This is a genomic window from Bacillus cereus group sp. BfR-BA-01523, assembly GCF_022662615.1.
Taxonomy (GTDB): domain Bacteria; phylum Bacillota; class Bacilli; order Bacillales; family Bacillaceae_G; genus Bacillus_A; species Bacillus_A mycoides.
Map to the genome: position 1 here is coordinate 1 of NZ_JAKUDX010000022.1, position 19,528 is coordinate 19,528.

The following is a 19,528-nucleotide window of genomic DNA, read 5'->3' on the forward strand; positions in this document are numbered from 1 at the left end:
CACCGTGCGGGTTCGACCCCCGCCCTCGGCACCATATGCGCCCGTAGCTCAATTGGATAGAGCGTTTGACTACGGATCAAGAGGTTAGGGGTTCGACTCCTCTCGGGCGCGCTTTTATTAACGGGAAGTGGCTCAGCTTGGTAGAGCACCTGGTTTGGGACCAGGGGGTCGCAGGTTCAAATCCTGTCTTCCCGATTTTCCCAAAAACATGGGGCCTTAGCTCAGCTGGGAGAGCGCCTGCCTTGCACGCAGGAGGTCAGCGGTTCGATCCCGCTAGGCTCCACTTTATTTTTTATATGTCGGAGGTATACCCAAGTTCGGCTGAAGGGATCGGTCTTGAAAACCGACAGGCGGCGAGAGTCGCGCGGGGGTTCGAATCCCTCTACCTCCTCCATTTTTTTAAAAAGTGGTTTAGTTACATATAAAAATGAATAAGATATTAATTTTTCCTTCATGGAGGTATACCCAAGTTCGGCTGAAGGGATCGGTCTTGAAAACCGACAGGCGGCGAGAGTCGCGCGGGGGTTCGAATCCCTCTACCTCCTCCATTTATTTTTAAAACATAATATCGTCGCGGGGTGGAGCAGTACGGTAGCTCGTCGGGCTCATAATCCGAAGGTCGCAGGTTCAAATCCTGTCCCCGCAACCAATGGTCCCGTGGTGTAGTGGTTAACATGCCTGCCTGTCACGCAGGAGATCGCCGGTTCGACCCCGGTCGGGACCGCCATTTTATGTTGGCTCGGTAGCTCAGTCGGTAGAGCAGAGGACTGAAAATCCTCGTGTCGGCGGTTCGATTCCGTCCCGAGCCACCATTTTTTTGTTTTTTTTTATGCCGGCTTAGCTCAATTGGTAGAGCAACTGACTTGTAATCAGTAGGTTGGGGGTTCAAGTCCTCTAGCCGGCACCATTTAGGGGCATAGTTTAAAGGTAGAACTGAGGTCTCCAAAACCTCCAGTGTGGGTTCAATTCCTACTGCCCCTGTAAAGTATATGGGCCTATAGCTCAGCTGGTTAGAGCGCACGCCTGATAAGCGTGAGGTCGATGGTTCGAGTCCATTTAGGCCCACCATATATATTCCGCAGTAGCTCAGTGGTAGAGCTATCGGCTGTTAACCGATCGGTCGTAGGTTCGAGTCCTACCTGCGGAGCCATGGCCCGTTGGTCAAGTGGTTAAGACACCGCCCTTTCACGGCGGTAACACGGGTTCGAATCCCGTACGGGTCATAAAAAAAGAGTCAGCATATTGCTGACTCTTTTTTATTATGTATAAGCCTCTTTTTATCACCTTATTTTCCTGAAATAAATAAAGGGATTTAGGAAAAGCTATGGTATGTATTAAAAGGAGGAGATGAAAAATGACGCAAGTTAGAGAACTTATGAGTACTCATATCGTACATTGTACACCATTAGACAATGTATATGAGGCAGCTGTAAAAATGAAGGAAGAATCGGTTGGATTGATTCCTGTTATTGAAAATAAACAAGTTGTTGGGCTTGTTACTGATCGAGACTTAGTTGTTCGTGGGATTGCTGAAAAACATCCTGGATCTAATCAAATTACAAATGTAATGACAACAAACATTGTTTCAGTTTCTCCAGACGATTCTATTGAAAAAGCTACAGAATTAATGGCACAATATCAAATTAGACGGTTACCGGTTGTTGAGAGCGGTCAACTTGTTGGGATGCTAGCACTAGGTGATTTAGCTATAAGAAAATCAGCAGATGATCAAGCAGGGTTTGCTTTAAGTGAAATCTCAGAGCATATGGAATAAATTATGTATAAAGATCAGATACATTATTCTAGTATATACGGATTAAACTAATATGTTAGCGTGATGTATCTGAGACATTATATAATAAGTATAGAGTCAATATTTTTGACAGTTTTTTTAAATTTGTCATTCCTAATTTTTAATAAGAGAAAAAATGATATACTGAGAGATATAAGTGTTATTATAGATTTTGAATATAACAATATTCGTTGTTAATGATGTAATAATGAATTAATATTTCCTACGTAGATAAAGTGAAACTTTAATTATTGGGGGGTGTCCATCCCCCAATAATTATTAGTTGAACCAATCGGGCTTTTATGGGCAGTTTTATCTCCCACCTAACTTCCTCGCATTCGCAGAATTTTGAGGTGGGAGTCTTACTGCCCGCAAATAGCGGGATAAAAAGGGAAGGGGAATTATATGAGGGCTGTACAGGGCGATCCAAATTGGAATTTGGTTACAGATACATATATAGAACCAAATGATTTCGCTGAGTTATTTTCTTTGCTTGTACCTTGTCATCCAAAAGGTGAAGGGAAAGAGCGAACTATATTAGCATGGAAAGAAAAAGAATTTTATAAAGAAGAAAATTTAGCGCCATTTATCGTATATGGCATGAATAAAGTAAAGAATTTACCGCAGTTTCATAAAGATGAAATTCCAACTCTAGTACGTATTCTTCGTTTATGTCAAGAGATTGGTTGGTATGAAGAGGCAAATGCTTTTATGATAACCCAAGGGCTAGATGAATTTGTCCGAACTTCATTGGAGTATGAAGCATGGGATCTTTTGACGAAAGCAGTTGCTTTAAACTATTTAATTATTAAATATCGTATTGGTGAATTAACAGCTGAGGATGTAGAAATTTGGGAGCGAGTTAAATTTAGTGAGAAATGTATAACAGATTGCAAACATCTATTATCTCATAAAGAAGTATTGGAATTTACATTTTTTTATATGTGTAAGCGAGCTAAAACACTGTCAAAAGAGCAATTAAATAGTGATATGATGAGTCTGGCAATGTATTGTAATACTTTTGTATATGATTTATATACACATGACTTATTACGAAAGTATCGTAAGTGTACAGACTTCCTATCATATTATGGACCTAGTCAAGCAGTTTTAGCTTGTCAAAGAGCTGTACTTTCACAAATTTCCGATCGATTAGACCCTTTAAAGACAACTCATGTAGATGATTATTTATATGTGATGAAAGAAATGATGGAGCATATGACGATAGGGGTAATGGATCGGTATGGTCATTTTATTGGAAAGCTACTATCATATGTACCATTTTTCGAAATGATCCAGGTTCCACAGCATGCATATTATTGTGAAGAATTACTGTATATTTGTAAGGGAATTGAATACAAAGAAGAAATACTACGCAATTATATATTTATACAATTACATGATTGTTTACCATCATTCTTTAAACTATTTCTTAAAAATAAGCGTTATGCAACGATTCATGATATTCTTTTCTATTGGTGCGACGATGAACAAAGAATGAGCTTAGAGAAAAAATATAATCTTAGTTTCATTTATGAAAAATATGCTTGTGGATAAACCAGATTTTACATATTAAAAATTAATATAAATTAAAAAGGATCTCAAGTTTATGTGAGATCCTTTTTTTTGTTAGTAAAGCAAGGAGAAAGTAACTAAGATAAGAAATAACATTCCATAAAGGAGAAATTGTGCAGTATAACTTCCTTGTATACCAAAAAAAGTATTCATTTTTTCATATAAATTCAATATATATTTCATTGGATTATCTTTGAAAGATTGGTACACAGTGTCTCCTCTTTCTAAGCTTCTTGTTCATGTTTTTGGTTATTAGGAACATGAACGTATCTAGCTATGAATAATAAAACACCTATAAAGAATACAGGAAGTACGGTAGATAAATAAAAACCATTACTAATTATATTTGTTATAAGAGCACTTAAAAGAAAAATTACATTATAAATATGGGCAATTTTTTGTTTTAGCCGCATTTGTAATGCTTCCATAATGATTTCTAAAGCAACAAAAGCAATAATAATAGATAAAAATACAGTGTTCGTATTATAAATGATTAAACAACAGATTAAACCTAAAAAGGCCAGGTATTCAATAAAGAGAGGTATATTGCGTGGCATATAATTTACCTAACTAAATATGGCAGTGGGTTTACTGCATTTGTTTTTTCAAAATTCCATTCCCCATTATGTAATTCAAAATGGAGATGTTGCCCGTATGAATGACCTGTGTTTCCCATATGACCTACTAATTGTCCAGTTTGTACTTGATCACCAGCTTGTACAGTGCGATCCTTCATATGAGCATAAACTGTTGTATATAATTTCCCATTTATTTGATGGGCGATGAACACGACATTGCCGTAGCTAGCCGAATAATAAGATTTCACAACCTTACCTGCAGCAGCAGCTTGAATAGAGACATTTCCTTGTGCTGCTATATCTATACCATAATGCATTTGCTCCCAGCGCATATCAAAAGTGGAGCTGATTTTCCCTTGAGTAGGGAATTTGAAAACTGCTGGAATTGATGCAGGTTGAGCTGTTTTAGCTTGTGCTTGATTTTGATTTTGCACTACATAGTGTTTTGCTACATATCCGTATCCTGTGCCAAAACGAATTTTATACCAAGTACCTACCGTTTCTACTACTTGTACTTGTGTACCATTTTGTAATGAGCCAAGTAGAGTGCCACTTGTGCTAGCATTGCTACGTACATTTAATTTTGGTGTTGCAACAGTATAAGAAGGAGAACCTTGTACTGTTACACCTTTTACTAGAGGTGTGGATCCATTAGATACAAATGTTTTTTGTACGTAACCAATTTGACCGTTATGTAATATTTTGTACCAATCTCCTTGTTCACCTTGAATGGTAATGAATTGACCATTTGGTAATATATCTAGAATAGAAGACTCTGTATTAGGTTCAGAACGAACGTTTAATGCGTTTGCATTTACGATATATTGAGACTTTGGTTGAACATTTTTTTTGAATAGAATTGCATCTTTTTTCATATAGCCTGTTTTGTTGTTAACAGATACTTTATACCAATCTTGAACTGTTTCAAGAATAGTAACCGGGCTATTAAATCGAATGGTATCAACTATTGCACTGTCTGTATGGCTATTTTGATGTAGTGCAACGTTGTCAATTTTTACATATCCAGTTTTTACTGTAGATGGTTGCTTAGCAGCCGCTGTTTGTATATCGGATTCTCCCATAGAAGGAAGTAAAGAAGCAATTGCGATAGTAGTTGCTGTTAAAGCTGTGGCTTTCATATTCATGTAATAAAGACCTCCTCTAGTTGTATAGTTGTAATTTTATTATAGTATAAAGATATAATATATTGGTCGTATTCACATAAATGTAATATGAAATCAATAAAAATAATGTCAGAAGAGAGATTCGTATATAAATATTGTATATATCATTTGTGAGGTCGCATTTATATTTGTTTAACACGTTAAGATTTAATTTGCAATTAAGAAAATTAAAACAGTTGATGATGTCTTATGGCGATGTTATACTGACAGTGATAATTTTATAGTTTGCTAGGAGGGCTGGTGTTGCCAGCTGAGAGTAGGGCCATAAGCCTTTGATCCTTTTTATTACCTGATCTAGATTATGCTAGCGTAGGGAAGCAATTCGGACATTAACAATGAGTCCCCGTTTCTTTGCGTATAGAAACGGGGATTTTTTATTTGAAAATTTCATATTAACACCACTAGGGGTGCTTTTCGTGCTGAGAGAGGAATAATCCTTAACCCTTACAACACCTGATCTAGATAATACTAGCGAAGGGAAGTGGAACAACGAATAAATTATAATTTTATTTGCTGTAACCACTTCTTATATACAGAAGTGGTTTTTTTATTGAGATAAATAGATATATAGGAAGGGGAATTATTAATGAAATTTTGTGAGAGATTATTTGATACGGTGCAGCCTGTTTGGGAGAAAAGTCATAATCATCCGTTTGTAGTAGGTATGGGGGATGGTACGTTGGAAAAAGACAAATTCCAGTACTATATTATTCAAGATTATTTATATTTGCTAGATTATGCAAAGCTATATGCAATTGGGGTTGTAAAGGCAACGAATCCACAAGTTATGGCAAAATTTGCAGAGCAAATTGATGGGATTTTAAATGGAGAAATGACGATCCATAAACAGTATGCAAACAAACTTGGCATTACTGTAGAGGAGATCGAATCTGCGAAACCATCTGCTAAAAATTTAGCCTATACAAATTACATGATGTCTGTATCTCAAAATGGCACACTTGCAGAATTAATATCAGCTTTACTTCCATGTATGTGGAGCTATTGGGAGATTGGAAAGCGTTTAAATGATATTCCTGGAGCAAGAGATCATGAGTTCTTTGGAGAGTGGATTCAAGGATATTGTTCTGAAGAATACGGTAACCTTTGTATTTGGTTAATAGATTTATTAAATGAAATGGCAGTTGGAAAGTCAGAGAAAGAGCTAGACCGATTAGAGGAGATTTTCTTATATTCCAGCCGATTTGAATATTTATTCTGGGATATGGCTTATCGTAAGGAGATGTGGGGTTTTGAGGAGCAAGAACATACTACAGTTTCATAATGTTACCTTTCATTATGATGAGAAACCAATCATCAATGAATTAAATGCTTCTATACAAGATAAAGAATTTGTAAGTATTATCGGGCCGAGTGGATGCGGGAAAAGTACTTTATTTCGCCTTATTACAGGCTTAGAAGAGGCAAGTACTGGACAGATAGAGCTGACAAAAACAAAGAGTCATCCTGTAGGGTATATGCCCCAAAAAGATATGCTCTTGCCGTGGAGGACGATTATTGAGAATGCTGCCCTGCCACTAGAGTGCCAAGGTGTGCAGAAGAAAGAAGCGCAAGTAAAAGCGAAAGAACTGTTACATAAATTTGGTTTACAAGGGTACGAGAAAAAATATCCGAAAGATTTATCTGGTGGTATGAGGCAACGCGTATCTTTTATCCGAACTTTATTAACAGGCGGGGAGATATTATTGTTAGATGAACCGTTTAGCGCATTGGACGCTTTAACGAAGGCATCTTTGCAAGAATGGTTGTTTGAACAATGGAAAGAGTGGGAAAAAACAATTTTATTTATCACTCATGATGTTGAAGAAGCATTGTTTCTTTCTAATCGAATTTTGGTTGTAGAAAATCAACCGATAGCAACTTTAACTGAGCGAATTGTGCCGCTTGATCGTAACCGAACAAGAAAAGATTTATATAAGCCTGAAGTGTTAGCGCTTAAAGAAGAGCTCCTTAGTATGTTACAAAGGCAGGTACTCGTATGATGAATCGCTTGAAGGAGTTATTACCTGCCCTAATATTAAGTGGAATTTTACTTGCTCTGTGGGAAGTAGGAGCAAGAATTGTAGATGAGATGTACATTTTGCCATCACCTTCTGCAATTGTAATGAAGATATGGGCGCTGAAAGATATATTATTTACGGTTCATTTACCTGCAACGTTATACGTCGTTTTAATAGGCGTTGTTATTTCTATCGTACTGGGCGTAGGGCTAGCAATGTTAATGAATGCGAGTACGTGGATGGAAAGAGCATTTTATCCGTTATTAGTTGCTTCACAAACAATCCCGATCACTGCGCTTGCACCGCTCTTCGTTTTATGGTTTGGATATACCATCTGGAGTAAGGTTGTTGTTACCGTTTTAATTACGTTTTTCCCAATTGCGGTCAATACGTATGATGGACTGCGCAGTACGAAAAAAGAATGGGAGGAGCTATTAGTTACATATGGTGCAACGAAAAAAGATGTTTTTCTAAAGCTAAAGTTGCCATCTGCTCTTCCTTATTTTTTTTCAGCGTTAAAAATTGCGATGCCACTTAGCGTTATTGGGGCAGCGATTGGTGAATGGCTCGGTGCACAAGCTGGGCTTGGATATTTCAGTAAAAGAATGATGACGCAGTTAGACGGAGCTGGTGTATTTGCACCAATTGTATTGTTATCATTATTAGCTATTTTCTTCGTCATACTTGTTTCGATATTAGAAAAGAAATTTATTAGTTGGAGGAAACATTCATGAAATTATTAAAACGCATCTTTGTGTTTACATTATTAGTTGCAATGATTGCAGGATGTTCGAGTAACTCGGCATCAGATAAGAATAAATCAGAAAAAGAAATAACAGTAATGCTTGATTGGTACCCGAATGCGGTACATAGCTTTATTTATACGGCAATTGAAAAAGGATACTTTAAAGAAGAAGGAGTCAAGGTGAATATTAAATTCCCTTCTAATCCGACTGATCCATTAACGCTAGCGGCAGCAGGGAAAGTGACAGTTGGTTTGTATTATCAACCAGATGTTGTCATGGCAAAAGCAAATGAACAAATTCCAGTGAAATCAATTGGAGCTGTCGTACGTTCACCGTTAAATCATGTTGTATCACTGAAGTCAGCAGGCATTCAATCGCCAAAAGATTTAGAGGGGAAAACAGTTGGATATTCTGGAACACCTTTAAGTGAGATGTATTTAAAAACGATGGTAAAAGAAGCTGGTGGTAATCCAGATACAGTGAAAGTAGTCGATGTTGGCTTTGATTTAGTACCAGCATTAATTACGAAAAAAGTGGATGCGGTAACAGGGGCATACATTAACCATGAAGTACCTGTTATGCGTCATGAAGGTCATGAACCAGCATACTTTAATCCAGCAGATTATGGTGTACCGAACTATCATGAGCTTGTGTTTGTAACGGGTGATAAAACGTTGAAAAAAGATAAAGAAGCATTGCAAGCCTTTTTACGTGGGGCACAAAAAGGGTATGACTTTATGAAGAAAAAACCCGATGAAGCATTAAATATTTTATTAGATCATCAAGAAAAAGAAAACTTCCCGCTTGTACCAGAAGTTGAAAAAGAAAGTATGAAAATTTTATTAGAGAAGATGGAAACGAAAGATGAGCCATTCTTATCGGATTCAAAAGAGTCATGGGAGAAACAAAACAAATGGTTGAAAGACAAAGGAATGACGAAAGAAATCGTTCCAGCCGATGAATTATTTGAAAACATTTTAAAGTAGGCGAATGAATATGAAAAATGAGCTCCATGTAATCTCAAATGGCCATATGCCATTCGAAGAGTTAGTGAATGTAGCGATGCAAATTGAGAGTGAGATCGATTATTTGCATATTCGTGAGCGTGAGAAAAGTACGAAGGAATTGTATGAAGGTGTGGAAAGTCTTTTGGGGAAAGGCTTTCCAGCATCGAAGATAGTGATAAATGATCGAATTGATATTGCTATTCTATTAAATATTCCGCGTGTTCAGCTAGGATATCGAAGCGCAGATGTAAGGTTAGTAAAAGAAAAGTTTTCTTATTTGCATGTCGGTTATTCAGTACATTCGCTAGATGAAGCGATAGTAGCATTTAAAAATGGAGCAGATTCACTCGTTTATGGTCATGTATTTCCGACAGATTGTAAAAAAGGTGTGCCAGCGAGAGGGTTAGAAGAAATTGCTCATATGGCAAGTTGTTTATCCATACCAATAACTGCAATTGGTGGGATTACCCCTGAAAATACAGGTGATGTTCTTGCAAATGGTGTAAGTGGCATTGCTGTTATGTCCGGGATTATAAGCAGTAGTAATCCGTATAGCAAGGCGAAATCTTATAAGGAATCAATAAGAAAGTGGGCGGGAAAACATGTGTAAGAAGTATGATGTAGCGATTATTGGCGGAGGTGTAATTGGTAGTTCAGTTGCACACTTTCTAGCAGAAAGAGGGCATAAAGTAGCGATTGTAGAGAAGCAAAGAATCGCATCTGAAGCTTCGAAAGCAGCTGCTGGCTTGCTCGGTGTTCAGGCAGAATGGGATGCATATGATCCGTTGTTTGAGCTTGCTAGAGAAAGCCGTGCTATATTTCCACAACTTGCAGCAGTTTTACGTGAAAAAACAGGCATCGATATTGGGTATGAAGAAAAGGGCATTTATCGCATCGCTCAAAATGAAGATGAGAAGAAAAGAATTCTTCATATTATGGATTGGCAGCAGAAAACAGGTGAAGATTCCCGATTTCTAACGGGGGACCATTTACGGGAAAAAGAGCCGTTTCTTTCCGAGTCAATTATAGGGGCGGTATATTATCCGAAAGATGGTCAAGTTATTGCACCAGAGCTTACGAAAGCATTCGCACATTCTGCAGCAATTTCCGGAGCTGATATATATGAACAAACAGAAGTGTTTGATATTCGTATTGAAAATAATAAAGTGACTGGAATTGTGACAAACGAAGGTGTAATCACATGTGAAAAAGTCGTTATCGCTGGAGGCTCATGGAGTACGAAATTACTACATTATTTCCATAGTGATTGGGGCACGTATCCTGTGAAGGGTGAAGTTGTTGCAGTAAGAAGCAAGAAACCGCTCTTGAAAGCTCCTATTTTCCAAGAACGTTTTTATATTACACCGAAACGTGGTGGCCGTTACGTAATTGGGGCAACAATGAAGCCTCATACGTTTAATAAGTCTGTACAACCAGAAAGTATTACTTCCATATTAGAGCGTGCCTACACAATATTGCCTGCTTTAAAAGAAGCAGAATGGGAAAGTACGTGGGCTGGGTTAAGACCGCAGTCTAATCATGAAGCTCCTTATATGGGAGAGCATGAAGAAATAAAAGGTTTATATGCTTGTACGGGCCATTATCGAAACGGCATTTTATTAAGTCCTGTTTCTGGTCAGTATATGGCTGATTTAATAGAAGGAAAGCAGGAGAATCACTTGCTAGATTCATTGCTTTCTAAAACGGTTTAGAAAGGGGATGGAAGTTTGAATTTAAAAATTAATGGTAACCAAATTGAAGTACCAGAGAGTGTGAAAACAGTAGCTGGGCTACTTACACATTTAGAGTTAGATAACAGAATTGTTGTAGTAGAACGTAATAAAGATATTTTACAAAAAGATGATCATAACGATACATCTGTTTTTGATGGGGACCAAATTGAGATTGTAACTTTCGTAGGAGGCGGTTGATTATGTTAAACATTGGACAATTTTCATTTCATTCTAGACTTTTATTAGGAACAGGGAAATTCCCTGATTTTGATGTGCAGCAAAAGGCAATTGATGTTTCTGAGGCTGAGATTTTAACATTCGCAGTACGTCGTATGGATATATTTGATGCGAAGCAGCCTAATTTATTAGAGAAACTTGATGTGAAAAAATATACGTTATTACCGAATACAGCAGGAGCAAAAAATGCTGAAGAAGCTGTTCGTATTGCAAAATTAGCAAAAGCTTCTGGACTTTGTGACATGATAAAAGTAGAAGTTATTGGTGATGATAGAACGTTATTACCTGATCCAGTAGAAACGTTAAAGGCATCTGAAATGTTACTAGAAGAAGGATTTATCGTTCTACCATACACATCTGATGATGTTGTATTAGCTCGTAAATTACAAGAACTTGGTGTACACGCGATTATGCCAGGAGCATCACCGATTGGTTCAGGGCTTGGTATTGTAAATCCATTAAATTTAAGTTTCATTATTGAACAAGCGACAGTACCAGTTATCGTTGACGCTGGTATTGGTAGTCCAGCTGACGCAGCATTTGCAATGGAATTAGGAGCAGATGGTGTGTTATTAAATACTGCAGTATCTGGAGCGAACGATCCTATTAAAATGGCATACGCAATGAAATTAAGTATTGAGGCAGGACGATTAGGGTTTGAAGCAGGTCGTATTGCACGTAAGCGCTGCGCGACAGCAAGTAGTCCTTTAGAAGGAATGAGCGTAGTTGAATAATCGATATTCTCGCCAAGAACTATTTTCTCCAATTGGGGAAGAAGGGCAACAAAAGCTAGGAGAAAAGCATGTACTTATTATCGGTGCAGGTGCATTAGGTAGTGCAAATGCAGAGATGTTTGTAAGAGCAGGCGTTGGTCAAGTAACAATTGTTGACCGTGATTATGTCGATTGGAGTAATTTGCAAAGACAACAATTGTATGCAGAGAGTGATGTAGAGAATAATCTTCCGAAGGCTGTAGCGGCAAAAAAACGTCTAGAAGAGGTTAATAGTGAAGTAAGAGTAGAAGCTCTCGTTCAGGATGTAACGGCTGAAGAGTTGGAAGAACTCGTTACAAATGTTGATGTAATCATCGATGCGACTGACAATTTCGAAACACGTTTCATTGTGAATGATATATCGCAAAAATATTCTATTCCATGGGTTTATGGGGCATGTGTAGGGAGTTACGGTCTTTCTTATACTATTATTCCAGGAAAAACGCCATGTTTATCTTGTTTATTACAATCGATTCCACTTGGCGGAGCGACATGTGACACAGCGGGGATTATATCACCTGCTGTATCTCTCGTCGTTTCTCATCAAGTAACGGAAACGCTTAAACTGTTAGTAGAAGATTATGACTCGCTTCGAGATGGGCTTGTGTCATTTGATGTATGGAAAAATGAGTATTCATGCATGAATGTGCAAAAGCTTCGTAAACATAATTGTCTATCGTGTGGTGAGCAAGCACTATATCCGTATTTAAATAAGGAAAATACTTCAAAGACAGCGGTGTTATGCGGGAGAAATACAGTTCAAATTAGACCACCTCATAAAGAGAAAATGGATTTTGAACAATATAAAAGATTGCTGAATGATCGTGTGACTGATTTAAATGTAAATCCATATTTATTATCCTTTTCTGTTGGAGAAAAGAGATTAGTTGCCTTCAAAGATGGTCGTGTACTTGTGCATGGAACGAAAGATATAAGTGAAGCGAAAACAATTTATCATCGCTATTTTGGATAGAAAAGGATGAGTGAGATGAAAGTAAATAAAGCTTTAACGATTGCAGGATCTGATAGCGGAGGCGGCGCTGGAATTCAAGCAGATTTAAAAACTTTCCAAGAGCTTGGTGTGTACGGAATGACGGCTATTACAGCAATTACTGCTCAAAATACGCTTGGCGTTCAAGGGGTATATCCTGTTTCTTTAGAAGGGATTACGGAGCAGCTGAATTCAATTGGTACGGATTTAACGCCAGATGCTGTAAAACTGGGAATGTTATTTAGTAGTGAAATTATTCAAATTGTGGCAGAGCATATTAAAAAATTTGGCTGGAATAATATTGTGCTAGATCCTGTTATGATTGCTAAAGGCGGTGCGTCATTATTACAACAAGAAGCAGTACAAGCATTAAAAGAATATTTATTGCCAGTAGCAACTGTTGTCACACCGAATGTTCCTGAAGCAGAAGTGTTAACTGGAATGGAGATTCATAATGTAGAAGATAGTAAGGAAGCTGCAAAAGTATTGCATGAATTAGGGGCTAAATATGTGCTTATGAAGGGCGGACATGCAGAATATCAAGGTAATGAAGTAATTGATTTACTCTTTGATGGTGAGCAGTTTATTGAATTTAGAAGTGAACGAATTCCTTCGAAGCAAACGCACGGAAGTGGGTGTACATTTGCTTCAGCGGTTACAGCAGGACTTGCGAAAGGCTACTTGATGGAAGAGGCAGTTCAAGAAGCAAAACGATTTATTAGTATAGCAATTGAAGAGCCATTGAATATTGGAAGTGGTCATGGGCCGACGAATCATTTTGCATATAAATTGAATAAGACGCATGTATAAAGATACGAGAAGCCAGTTTGTTAACTGGCTTTTTTTGTGTTTACTTTTTCAAAATACAGGAGTAATATATCAGCCAGAATACATTTTTTGTAATACGCTGAGTCCAAATGTATGGAGCGGAGGAACCAATTTGTGCGTCGTCACTAGGGGTGAATCTTTCAATGTTGAAAGTAGGGCTACTCTCAAAGTCCGAATCCGACAGCTAACTTCGTAAGCGTCTTGAGAGAGGACGGTGCCATGATGGATACATCACTTCATCGGTCTGATTAGTATAGGAGAATATCAATCTATGTTTGAGTTCTTTTATGCTAAGGAGGATAAGGTACATGGAACTAACACTTATTTGTGTTGGAGAAAAAAACAAGGTAAAGAGTTTAAGAGAGCTAGTAGCATTTCAGCATGAGTTAATTATTTTTACAGCCAATGAAGAGATAGCGGATGAAGTTAGAGAGTATGGGTTTGAATCAGCTTATAGCTGTAATAAGGAGAAGGATTTTACTAGTATTTGCACACGTATTAAGAAGGTGATTTTACTAGGGGATGAGCTTCCGATAGTTAGTTTCTTCACAGAACACATTCGTTTTTCTTTTCAAGCGCCTATTACTGTTGTTACAAAGAATAAACGCTATCCGGCCAGGCTCTATGAAACAATTGGAGCTAAATTTGTAGTGTTTACGAACTGTGATAATATTTCTTTTTTATTTTTTGAATAGGGCGGGGGAAATGAAGATGAAAGTGTTGTTACTAGGAGATATAGCGAATCGTTGGGCGATATCGGTAGAGAGAGTTCACGAATTGGTAGTGCTCGATCCTCTTTTTCCAGGTCCATATATTATATTACCATCAAAAGATGTTTTGTATTTAGAGGCGGATATTACCGAATATGAGCAGTTACATGCGGAATTATCACAAGTTTATATTCGAGGGAGAAATTTGCGTGCTTTTTTGCGTGGAGAATAAAGGTTGAATGAAAAAAGAGCGAATGCTGAGTGCAACAAGCTATGCACTTCATGTAATTCGCTCTTTTTATTTCGTATTTAAAAGATCATTTCTGTGAAAAAGAAAGGAAAGACGAGAAAACAGATGAAAAAATATTAATAACTACTAATGTAAACGCTTAAATAGATGGATATTTTCTTATTTTCAGTAATTTACCCCTTTACAAGTTAAATTTAGAGGAGTATATTTACTCTCATAAATCATTCATGAAATTTCCAAAAAAAACCTAAAATCGCTGAGTTCCAGAAATGGAGCGGGGGAACCAATTTTGTGCATTGTCACTTGGGGTGAATCTTTCAATTTTGAAAGTAGGGCTACTCTTTAGGCCCGAATCCGACAGCTAACCTCGTAAGCGTTTAGAGAGGAGGTTTACTTTGTGTTGTTCGTTTCGAACACTAAGTAGAGCTTAGTGTTCTTTTTTTGATAACCAGATGGTAAATTTTAACAAAAGTGAGGGGTAGTTATGTTAGATGTTGTAATGATCGGTATTTTTGTTGGGTTAGTCGCATCGATGGCAAGTCTTGCAAGTTGGTCAGATAAAGTTGTGAAAGAAGGGAAGCAATCATGATGATTGCCTTATCGGTTATTGTTGCAGCGATTACGGTGTACTTAGTGTACGCATTATTAAATCCAGAGAAGTTTTAATTAGGGGGAATCATTCATTATGATTTGGGTTGCAGTCGTTATTACAATGCTCTTGTTTATTTTAGTAGCAAAGCCAATGGGAGTTTATTTAGAGAAAGCCTTTCAAGGTAGTAAAAAGCTAGATAAAGTATTCGGGCCTTTTGAAAAACTTATTTTTAAAATTACGGGTGTAAAAGAATACAATCAAACGTGGAAACAGTACGCATTGTCATTAGTTTTATTAAATGGATTTATGATTGTTGTCGTATATTTCATTTTCAGACTACAAGGAGTATTGCCATTAAATCCAGCACACATTGAAGGGATGGAGCCTACGCTCGCTTTTAATACAGCAATTAGTTTTATGGCTGATACAAATTTACAGCATTATAGCGGTGAAAATGGCTTATCTTATTTATCACAATTAATCGGAATTACATTTTTAATGTTTGCAGCACCAGCAACGACGTTAGCACTTGTAATGGCGTTTATAAGAGGGCTTGCTGGGAAGGAACTCGGTAACTTTTTCGTTGATTTTACGAGAGCACTAACGAGAGTATTTCTTCCTATCGCATTTATTGCGGCACTAGTCTTTGTCGCACTTGGTGTACCACAAACGTTAGACGGGGCCGTTACAGCACAAACAATCGATGGGGCAAAGCAAAGTATATTACGTGGGCCTGTTGCATCATTCGTGTCCATTAAGGAACTCGGAAATAACGGCGGTGGATTTTTCGGAGCAAACTCTACACATCCTTTCGAAAATCCAGGGCAAATGAGTAATATTTTACAAATGATGCTTATGATGTTATTGCCAACAGCACTTCCATTTACGTACGGACGAATGGTAGGAAATAAAAAACAAGGTCGCATCCTTTTCGTGTCACTATTCATGGTGTTTTTACTAGGATTTATAACGATTACGACATCTGAATTACATGGGAATCCAGCGTTAAATGGAATGGGTATCGAACATGTACAAGGAAGTACAGAAGGAAAAGAAGTCCGATTTGGAACAGTATTTTCTTCCCTTTATGCGACAGTAACGACAGCTGCGGAAACAGGGGCCGTTAATACGATGCATGATACGTTAACACCAATTGGTGGTCTAGTTCCACTCGTAAATATGATGTTAAATACAGTATACGGCGGTGTTGGAGCAGGTTTTGTGAACATTATTATGTATGCAATTATTGCAGTCTTTATATCTGGTTTAATGGTTGGACGGACACCGGAGTTTTTAGGTAAGAAAATTGAAGGTAAGGAAATGAAATTGATTGCGGTAACGATTTTATTTCATCCATTGCTTATTTTAGGGTTTTCAGCATTAGCTCTTTCAACAAGCTTAGGAACGGATGCAATTTCTCATTCAGGTTTCCACGGTTTAACGCAAGTTATATATGAGTACACATCGTCAGCTGCGAATAACGGATCTGGATTTGAAGGTTTAGCAGACAATACACCGTTTTGGAATATTACGACTGGTTTAGTTATGTTTTTAGGACGCTATTTCAGTTTAATTACGATGCTAGCTGTTGCAGCTTCACTGAAAGAGAAGACGGTAGTACCAGAAACAGTCGGGACATTCCGTACGGATAATGGTTTATTTGGAGGGATCTTTATCGGAACAATTGTAATTGTTGGTGCGTTAACATTCTTCCCGATGTTAGTACTTGGCCCAATTGCAGAATTTCTTACATTGAAGTAATGGAGGGTAAATGATGAGACCGGTAGTAGTAAAAGAAAAAAGAGTAAATGAATCACAAATACATGCTGTAGAAGATGAGGTTAGACAAGCAAAAACGATGGATCGTGATATCGTGACACATGCGATGAAACAATCCTTTGCGAAATTGAATCCGAAAGTAATGATAAAGAATCCGATTATGTTCGTTGTGGAAATTGGATTTATCATTACGTTAATTTTATCCTTTCTTCCAAGTAGTTCTAGTAGTGTACCAGGGTGGTTTAATATAACAGTTTCTCTCATTCTATTATTTACAGTTTTATTTGCTAACTTTGCAGAAGCTTTAGCTGAAGGGCGTGGAAAAGCGCAAGCCGATTCTTTAAAACAATCGAAGAAAGATGTGTTTGCAAATGTTGTAAAAGAAAATGGAGATATTGTTCAAGTTTCAGCAACTGATCTGAGAAAAGGTGACGTTGTTATTGTAAAACAAGGAGAAATGATTCCAAATGATGGTGAAGTAATTAAAGGTTTAGCGTCTGTCGATGAATCTGCAATTACAGGGGAATCAGCTCCTGTAATAAAAGAGGCGGGTGGCGATTTTTGTTCAGTAACAGGCGGTACGATGGTCGTAAGTGATGAGATTACGATTGTAATTACGAGTAACCCTGGCGAATCATTTATTGATAAAATGATTTCTTTAGTAGAAGGAGCTGCGCGTCAAAAAACGCCGAATGAAATTGCTTTAAATACAGTATTAACGAGTTTAACTCTAATTTTCTTAATCGTCGTTGTGACGTTGCCGATTTTTACAAACTATTTAGGGTTTCAAATTGATACAGCTGTACTTGTAGCATTGTTAGTTTGTTTAATTCCAACGACAATTGGTGGGTTATTATCAGCGATTGGTATTGCTGGGATGGACCGCGTAACAAAGTTTAATGTATTAGCGATGTCAGGGAAAGCAGTAGAAGCTGCGGGCGATATTAATACGATTATTTTAGATAAAACAGGTACGATTACTTTCGGGAACCGGATGGCACATACACTGCTACCAGTAGGAAATGAAACGATTGAGCAAGTAGGAAAATGGGCGGCGATTAGCTCAGTTTTAGACGAAACACCAGAAGGTCGATCAGTTATAGAATATGTACAAACGAAATCTATATCATATAATAGAGAACTTGCAGAACAAGGTGAATTTGTTCCGTTTAAAGCAGAAACGAGAATGAGTGGTGTTGATTTACAGGATGGAACGAAAGTGAGAAAAGGTGCTGTCGGTGCCGTGATTGAATGGGTTCAATCGCAAGGCGGGATGATTCCAAAAGATGTGAATCAAAAAGCAGATTTAATTTCAAAAGAAGGCGGAACACCACTTGTAGTTGCAGTAGACAATCGTATTTACGGTTTAATATATTTAAAGGATACAGTGAAACCTGGTATGCGTGAACGTTTTGAACAATTGCGCCAAATGGGGATTAAAACGGTTATGTGTACAGGTGATAATCCGTTAACAGCAGCAACAATCGCAAAGGAAGCAGGAGTAGATGAATTCGTTGCTGAGTGTAAACCAGAAGATAAAATTGCGGTTATTAAAGCAGAGCAAGATAAAGGGAAACTTGTAGCGATGACAGGTGATGGTACAAATGATGCCCCGGCATTAGCGCAAGCTGACGTTGGGTTAGCGATGAATAGTGGTACGACAGCTGCGAAAGAAGCAGCAAATATGATCGATTTAGATTCGAATCCAACAAAAATCATTGAGGTTGTAGGAATTGGTAAGCAATTGTTAATGACACGAGGTGCGTTAACAACGTTTAGTATTGCAAACGATATAGCAAAATACTTTGCAATCATTCCAGCGATGTTTACACTTGCGATTCCGCAAATGGAAGCATTAAACATTATGAAATTAACATCACCGCTTTCAGCAATCTTATCAGCATTAATATTTAATGCGGTTATTATTCCGTTACTTATTCCTCTAGCGATGAAAGGTATCGCATATAAACCGATGAGTTCTAATGCACTACTTAGCCGAAACTTACTCATTTATGGGCTTGGCGGAGTTATCGTTCCATTCATTGGAATTAAAGTAATTGATATGATTGTCGGCTTGTTCATATAAGGAAGAGGGGAAAAAAAGATGGCGAAAAAACAAAGTATACTTTCACCAATTATTCGTATTACTTTTACATTTCTAGTTTTGTGCGGCCTCGTATACCCGCTTATTGTAACTGGTATTGCGCAAGCGGTAATGAAGGATAATGCGGATGGAAGTCTTATATATAATGATAAAGATGAAGTAGTTGGTTCAAAATTAATCGGTCAAAATTTCACAGATCCACGTTATTTTCATGGACGTGTCTCTAGTATAGAATATAAAGCAGAAGCATCTGGTTCAAATAACTATGCACCGTCTAATCCAGATTTAGCAAAACGAGTTGAGAAAAGTATTGCAGAGTGGAAGGAACAAAACCGGGCCGTTCCAGTTACAGAAGTACCGATAGATTTAGTGACGAATTCAGGTTCAGGGCTTGATCCTGACATTAGTCCGAAGGCGGCTTCTGTGCAGGTAGATCGCATCTCAAAATTAACGAATATTCCGAAAGAAAAGCTAGATCAATTGATTAAGGATCAAACAGAAGGAGCTGCACTCGGTTTATTTGGAGAGGATCGTGTAAACGTCTTAAAGCTAAATTTAGAATTGCAGAAATTAATGAAATAGTAACAGTGCTACCTCAATCTAACGGATTGAGGTAGCGTTGTTTCGAAAG

General features: G+C 37.6%; 21 protein-coding genes, 13 tRNA genes and 4 riboswitches. Of the genes, 32 read left to right on the top strand and 2 right to left on the bottom strand.

Annotated elements, in window-relative coordinates; translation table 11 throughout:
- Positions 1 to 37 precede the first annotated feature (37 nt).
- The 15 genes from MR066_RS26120 (at position 38) to MR066_RS26190 (ending at position 3,349) form a co-directional block, all read left to right on the top strand.
- Positions 38 to 111, top strand: a tRNA-Arg gene (locus tag MR066_RS26120).
- Positions 112 to 121: 10 nt separating this feature from the next.
- Positions 122 to 195: transfer RNA gene (locus tag MR066_RS26125), tRNA-Pro, on the top strand.
- Positions 196 to 210: 15 nt separating this feature from the next.
- Positions 211 to 283, top strand: a tRNA-Ala gene (locus MR066_RS26130).
- 18 nt (positions 284 to 301) lie between these two features.
- Positions 302 to 394, top strand: a tRNA-Ser gene (locus MR066_RS26135).
- A gap of 61 nt (positions 395 to 455) precedes the next feature.
- Positions 456 to 548 (top strand) — tRNA-Ser (locus MR066_RS26140).
- A gap of 24 nt (positions 549 to 572) precedes the next feature.
- Positions 573 to 649 (top strand) — tRNA-Met (locus tag MR066_RS26145).
- A gap of 2 nt (positions 650 to 651) precedes the next feature.
- Positions 652 to 727 (top strand) — tRNA-Asp (locus MR066_RS26150).
- A gap of 9 nt (positions 728 to 736) precedes the next feature.
- Positions 737 to 812, top strand: a tRNA-Phe gene (locus MR066_RS26155).
- 19 nt (positions 813 to 831) lie between these two features.
- Positions 832 to 907, top strand: a tRNA-Thr gene (locus MR066_RS26160).
- Positions 908 to 910: 3 nt separating this feature from the next.
- Positions 911 to 981 (top strand) — tRNA-Trp (locus MR066_RS26165).
- A 10-nt stretch (positions 982 to 991) separates the two neighbouring features.
- Positions 992 to 1,068, top strand: a tRNA-Ile gene (locus MR066_RS26170).
- 7 nt (positions 1,069 to 1,075) lie between these two features.
- A tRNA-Asn gene (locus MR066_RS26175) sits at positions 1,076 to 1,150 on the top strand.
- Position 1,151: 1 nt separating this feature from the next.
- A tRNA-Glu gene (locus tag MR066_RS26180) sits at positions 1,152 to 1,223 on the top strand.
- A gap of 131 nt (positions 1,224 to 1,354) precedes the next feature.
- Positions 1,355 to 1,774 (top strand): CBS domain-containing protein, encoded by a 420-nt coding sequence (locus MR066_RS26185; protein WP_002010634.1) that lies wholly within the window; start codon positions 1,355 to 1,357, stop codon positions 1,772 to 1,774.
- Positions 1,775 to 2,197: 423 nt separating this feature from the next.
- Entirely contained in the window at positions 2,198 to 3,349 is a 1,152-nt protein-coding gene (locus MR066_RS26190; RefSeq protein WP_242248988.1) for a DUF3965 domain-containing protein, read from the top strand.
- A gap of 242 nt (positions 3,350 to 3,591) precedes the next feature.
- Here the strand turns inward: MR066_RS26190 and MR066_RS26195 are convergent, their stop codons facing one another.
- On the bottom strand, positions 3,592 to 3,924 hold the full coding sequence (locus tag MR066_RS26195; protein WP_002010638.1) for a hypothetical protein: 333 nt from the start codon (positions 3,922 to 3,924) through the stop codon (positions 3,592 to 3,594).
- A gap of 5 nt (positions 3,925 to 3,929) precedes the next feature.
- Positions 3,930 to 5,090: an SH3 domain-containing protein gene (locus MR066_RS26200; protein WP_002029853.1), complete on the bottom strand. Its 1,161-nt coding sequence runs from the start codon at positions 5,088 to 5,090 to the stop codon at positions 3,930 to 3,932.
- A 259-nt stretch (positions 5,091 to 5,349) separates the two neighbouring features.
- Positions 5,350 to 5,462: riboswitch (TPP riboswitch) on the top strand.
- A 60-nt stretch (positions 5,463 to 5,522) separates the two neighbouring features.
- Positions 5,523 to 5,626, top strand: a riboswitch (TPP riboswitch).
- Between the two features lie 89 nt (positions 5,627 to 5,715).
- Here MR066_RS26200 and tenA point away from each other — a divergent pair.
- From tenA to kdpC, 17 genes are all read left to right on the top strand, one after another.
- Entirely contained in the window at positions 5,716 to 6,411 is a 696-nt protein-coding gene (tenA, locus tag MR066_RS26205) for a thiaminase II (RefSeq protein ID WP_201032495.1), read from the top strand.
- Positions 6,380 to 7,129, top strand: a complete 750-nt coding sequence (locus tag MR066_RS26210) for an ABC transporter ATP-binding protein (RefSeq protein ID WP_012260337.1) — start codon at positions 6,380 to 6,382, stop codon at positions 7,127 to 7,129. Before tenA ends, MR066_RS26210 begins: the two co-directional genes overlap by 32 nt.
- On the top strand, positions 7,129 to 7,881 hold the full coding sequence (locus MR066_RS26215; RefSeq protein WP_242249006.1) for an ABC transporter permease: 753 nt from the start codon (positions 7,129 to 7,131) through the stop codon (positions 7,879 to 7,881). The genes MR066_RS26210 and MR066_RS26215 overlap by 1 nt, the downstream gene beginning before the upstream one ends.
- Positions 7,878 to 8,879: an ABC transporter substrate-binding protein gene (locus MR066_RS26220; RefSeq protein WP_002140427.1), complete on the top strand. Its 1,002-nt coding sequence runs from the start codon at positions 7,878 to 7,880 to the stop codon at positions 8,877 to 8,879. Before MR066_RS26215 ends, MR066_RS26220 begins: the two co-directional genes overlap by 4 nt.
- 10 nt (positions 8,880 to 8,889) lie before the next feature.
- Positions 8,890 to 9,510: a thiazole tautomerase TenI gene (gene tenI, locus MR066_RS26225; RefSeq protein WP_242248989.1), complete on the top strand. Its 621-nt coding sequence runs from the start codon at positions 8,890 to 8,892 to the stop codon at positions 9,508 to 9,510.
- Entirely contained in the window at positions 9,503 to 10,612 is a 1,110-nt protein-coding gene (thiO, locus tag MR066_RS26230) for a glycine oxidase ThiO (protein ID WP_242248990.1), read from the top strand. Before tenI ends, thiO begins: the two co-directional genes overlap by 8 nt.
- Before the next feature lie 15 nt (positions 10,613 to 10,627).
- Positions 10,628 to 10,831, top strand: coding sequence for a sulfur carrier protein ThiS (gene thiS / locus MR066_RS26235; protein WP_001049509.1), 204 nt, complete (start codon positions 10,628 to 10,630; stop codon positions 10,829 to 10,831).
- Between the two features lie 2 nt (positions 10,832 to 10,833).
- Positions 10,834 to 11,604, top strand: a complete 771-nt coding sequence (thiG, locus tag MR066_RS26240) for a thiazole synthase (protein WP_002087526.1) — start codon at positions 10,834 to 10,836, stop codon at positions 11,602 to 11,604.
- Positions 11,597 to 12,616 carry a thiazole biosynthesis adenylyltransferase ThiF gene (locus tag MR066_RS26245; protein WP_033708802.1) on the top strand — a complete coding sequence of 340 codons (1,020 nt, stop codon included), beginning with the start codon at positions 11,597 to 11,599 and terminating at the stop codon, positions 12,614 to 12,616. The genes thiG and MR066_RS26245 overlap by 8 nt, the downstream gene beginning before the upstream one ends.
- A gap of 15 nt (positions 12,617 to 12,631) precedes the next feature.
- Positions 12,632 to 13,444 carry a bifunctional hydroxymethylpyrimidine kinase/phosphomethylpyrimidine kinase gene (thiD, locus tag MR066_RS26250; protein ID WP_002125335.1) on the top strand — a complete coding sequence of 271 codons (813 nt, stop codon included), beginning with the start codon at positions 12,632 to 12,634 and terminating at the stop codon, positions 13,442 to 13,444.
- Between the two features lie 85 nt (positions 13,445 to 13,529).
- A riboswitch (cyclic di-AMP (ydaO/yuaA leader) is annotated at positions 13,530 to 13,677 on the top strand.
- Between the two features lie 93 nt (positions 13,678 to 13,770).
- Positions 13,771 to 14,157 (top strand): hypothetical protein, encoded by a 387-nt coding sequence (locus MR066_RS26255; protein WP_002029867.1) that lies wholly within the window; start codon positions 13,771 to 13,773, stop codon positions 14,155 to 14,157.
- A 16-nt stretch (positions 14,158 to 14,173) separates the two neighbouring features.
- Positions 14,174 to 14,404 carry a hypothetical protein gene (locus MR066_RS26260; protein ID WP_016101779.1) on the top strand — a complete coding sequence of 77 codons (231 nt, stop codon included), beginning with the start codon at positions 14,174 to 14,176 and terminating at the stop codon, positions 14,402 to 14,404.
- A 262-nt stretch (positions 14,405 to 14,666) separates the two neighbouring features.
- Positions 14,667 to 14,812, top strand: a riboswitch (cyclic di-AMP (ydaO/yuaA leader).
- A gap of 94 nt (positions 14,813 to 14,906) precedes the next feature.
- A complete protein-coding gene (locus MR066_RS26265; protein WP_000887888.1) occupies positions 14,907 to 15,011 on the top strand; it encodes a SipW-dependent-type signal peptide-containing protein in 105 nt (34 codons plus the stop codon).
- Complete coding sequence (gene kdpF, locus MR066_RS26270) at positions 15,008 to 15,088, top strand: K(+)-transporting ATPase subunit F (RefSeq protein ID WP_000972378.1); 81 nt, start codon at positions 15,008 to 15,010, stop codon at positions 15,086 to 15,088. Before MR066_RS26265 ends, kdpF begins: the two co-directional genes overlap by 4 nt.
- Positions 15,089 to 15,107: 19 nt before the next feature.
- The gene (gene kdpA / locus MR066_RS26275; RefSeq protein WP_242248991.1) at positions 15,108 to 16,775 is read left to right on the top strand and encodes a potassium-transporting ATPase subunit KdpA; all 1,668 of its coding nucleotides are present in this window, start codon (positions 15,108 to 15,110) and stop codon (positions 16,773 to 16,775) included.
- Between the two features lie 13 nt (positions 16,776 to 16,788).
- Positions 16,789 to 18,879, top strand: coding sequence for a potassium-transporting ATPase subunit KdpB (kdpB, locus tag MR066_RS26280; RefSeq protein WP_061675210.1), 2,091 nt, complete (start codon positions 16,789 to 16,791; stop codon positions 18,877 to 18,879).
- An 18-nt stretch (positions 18,880 to 18,897) separates the two neighbouring features.
- The gene (gene kdpC, locus MR066_RS26285; RefSeq protein ID WP_061675209.1) at positions 18,898 to 19,479 is read left to right on the top strand and encodes a K(+)-transporting ATPase subunit C; all 582 of its coding nucleotides are present in this window, start codon (positions 18,898 to 18,900) and stop codon (positions 19,477 to 19,479) included.
- The last annotated feature ends 49 nt before the right edge of the window (positions 19,480 to 19,528 follow it).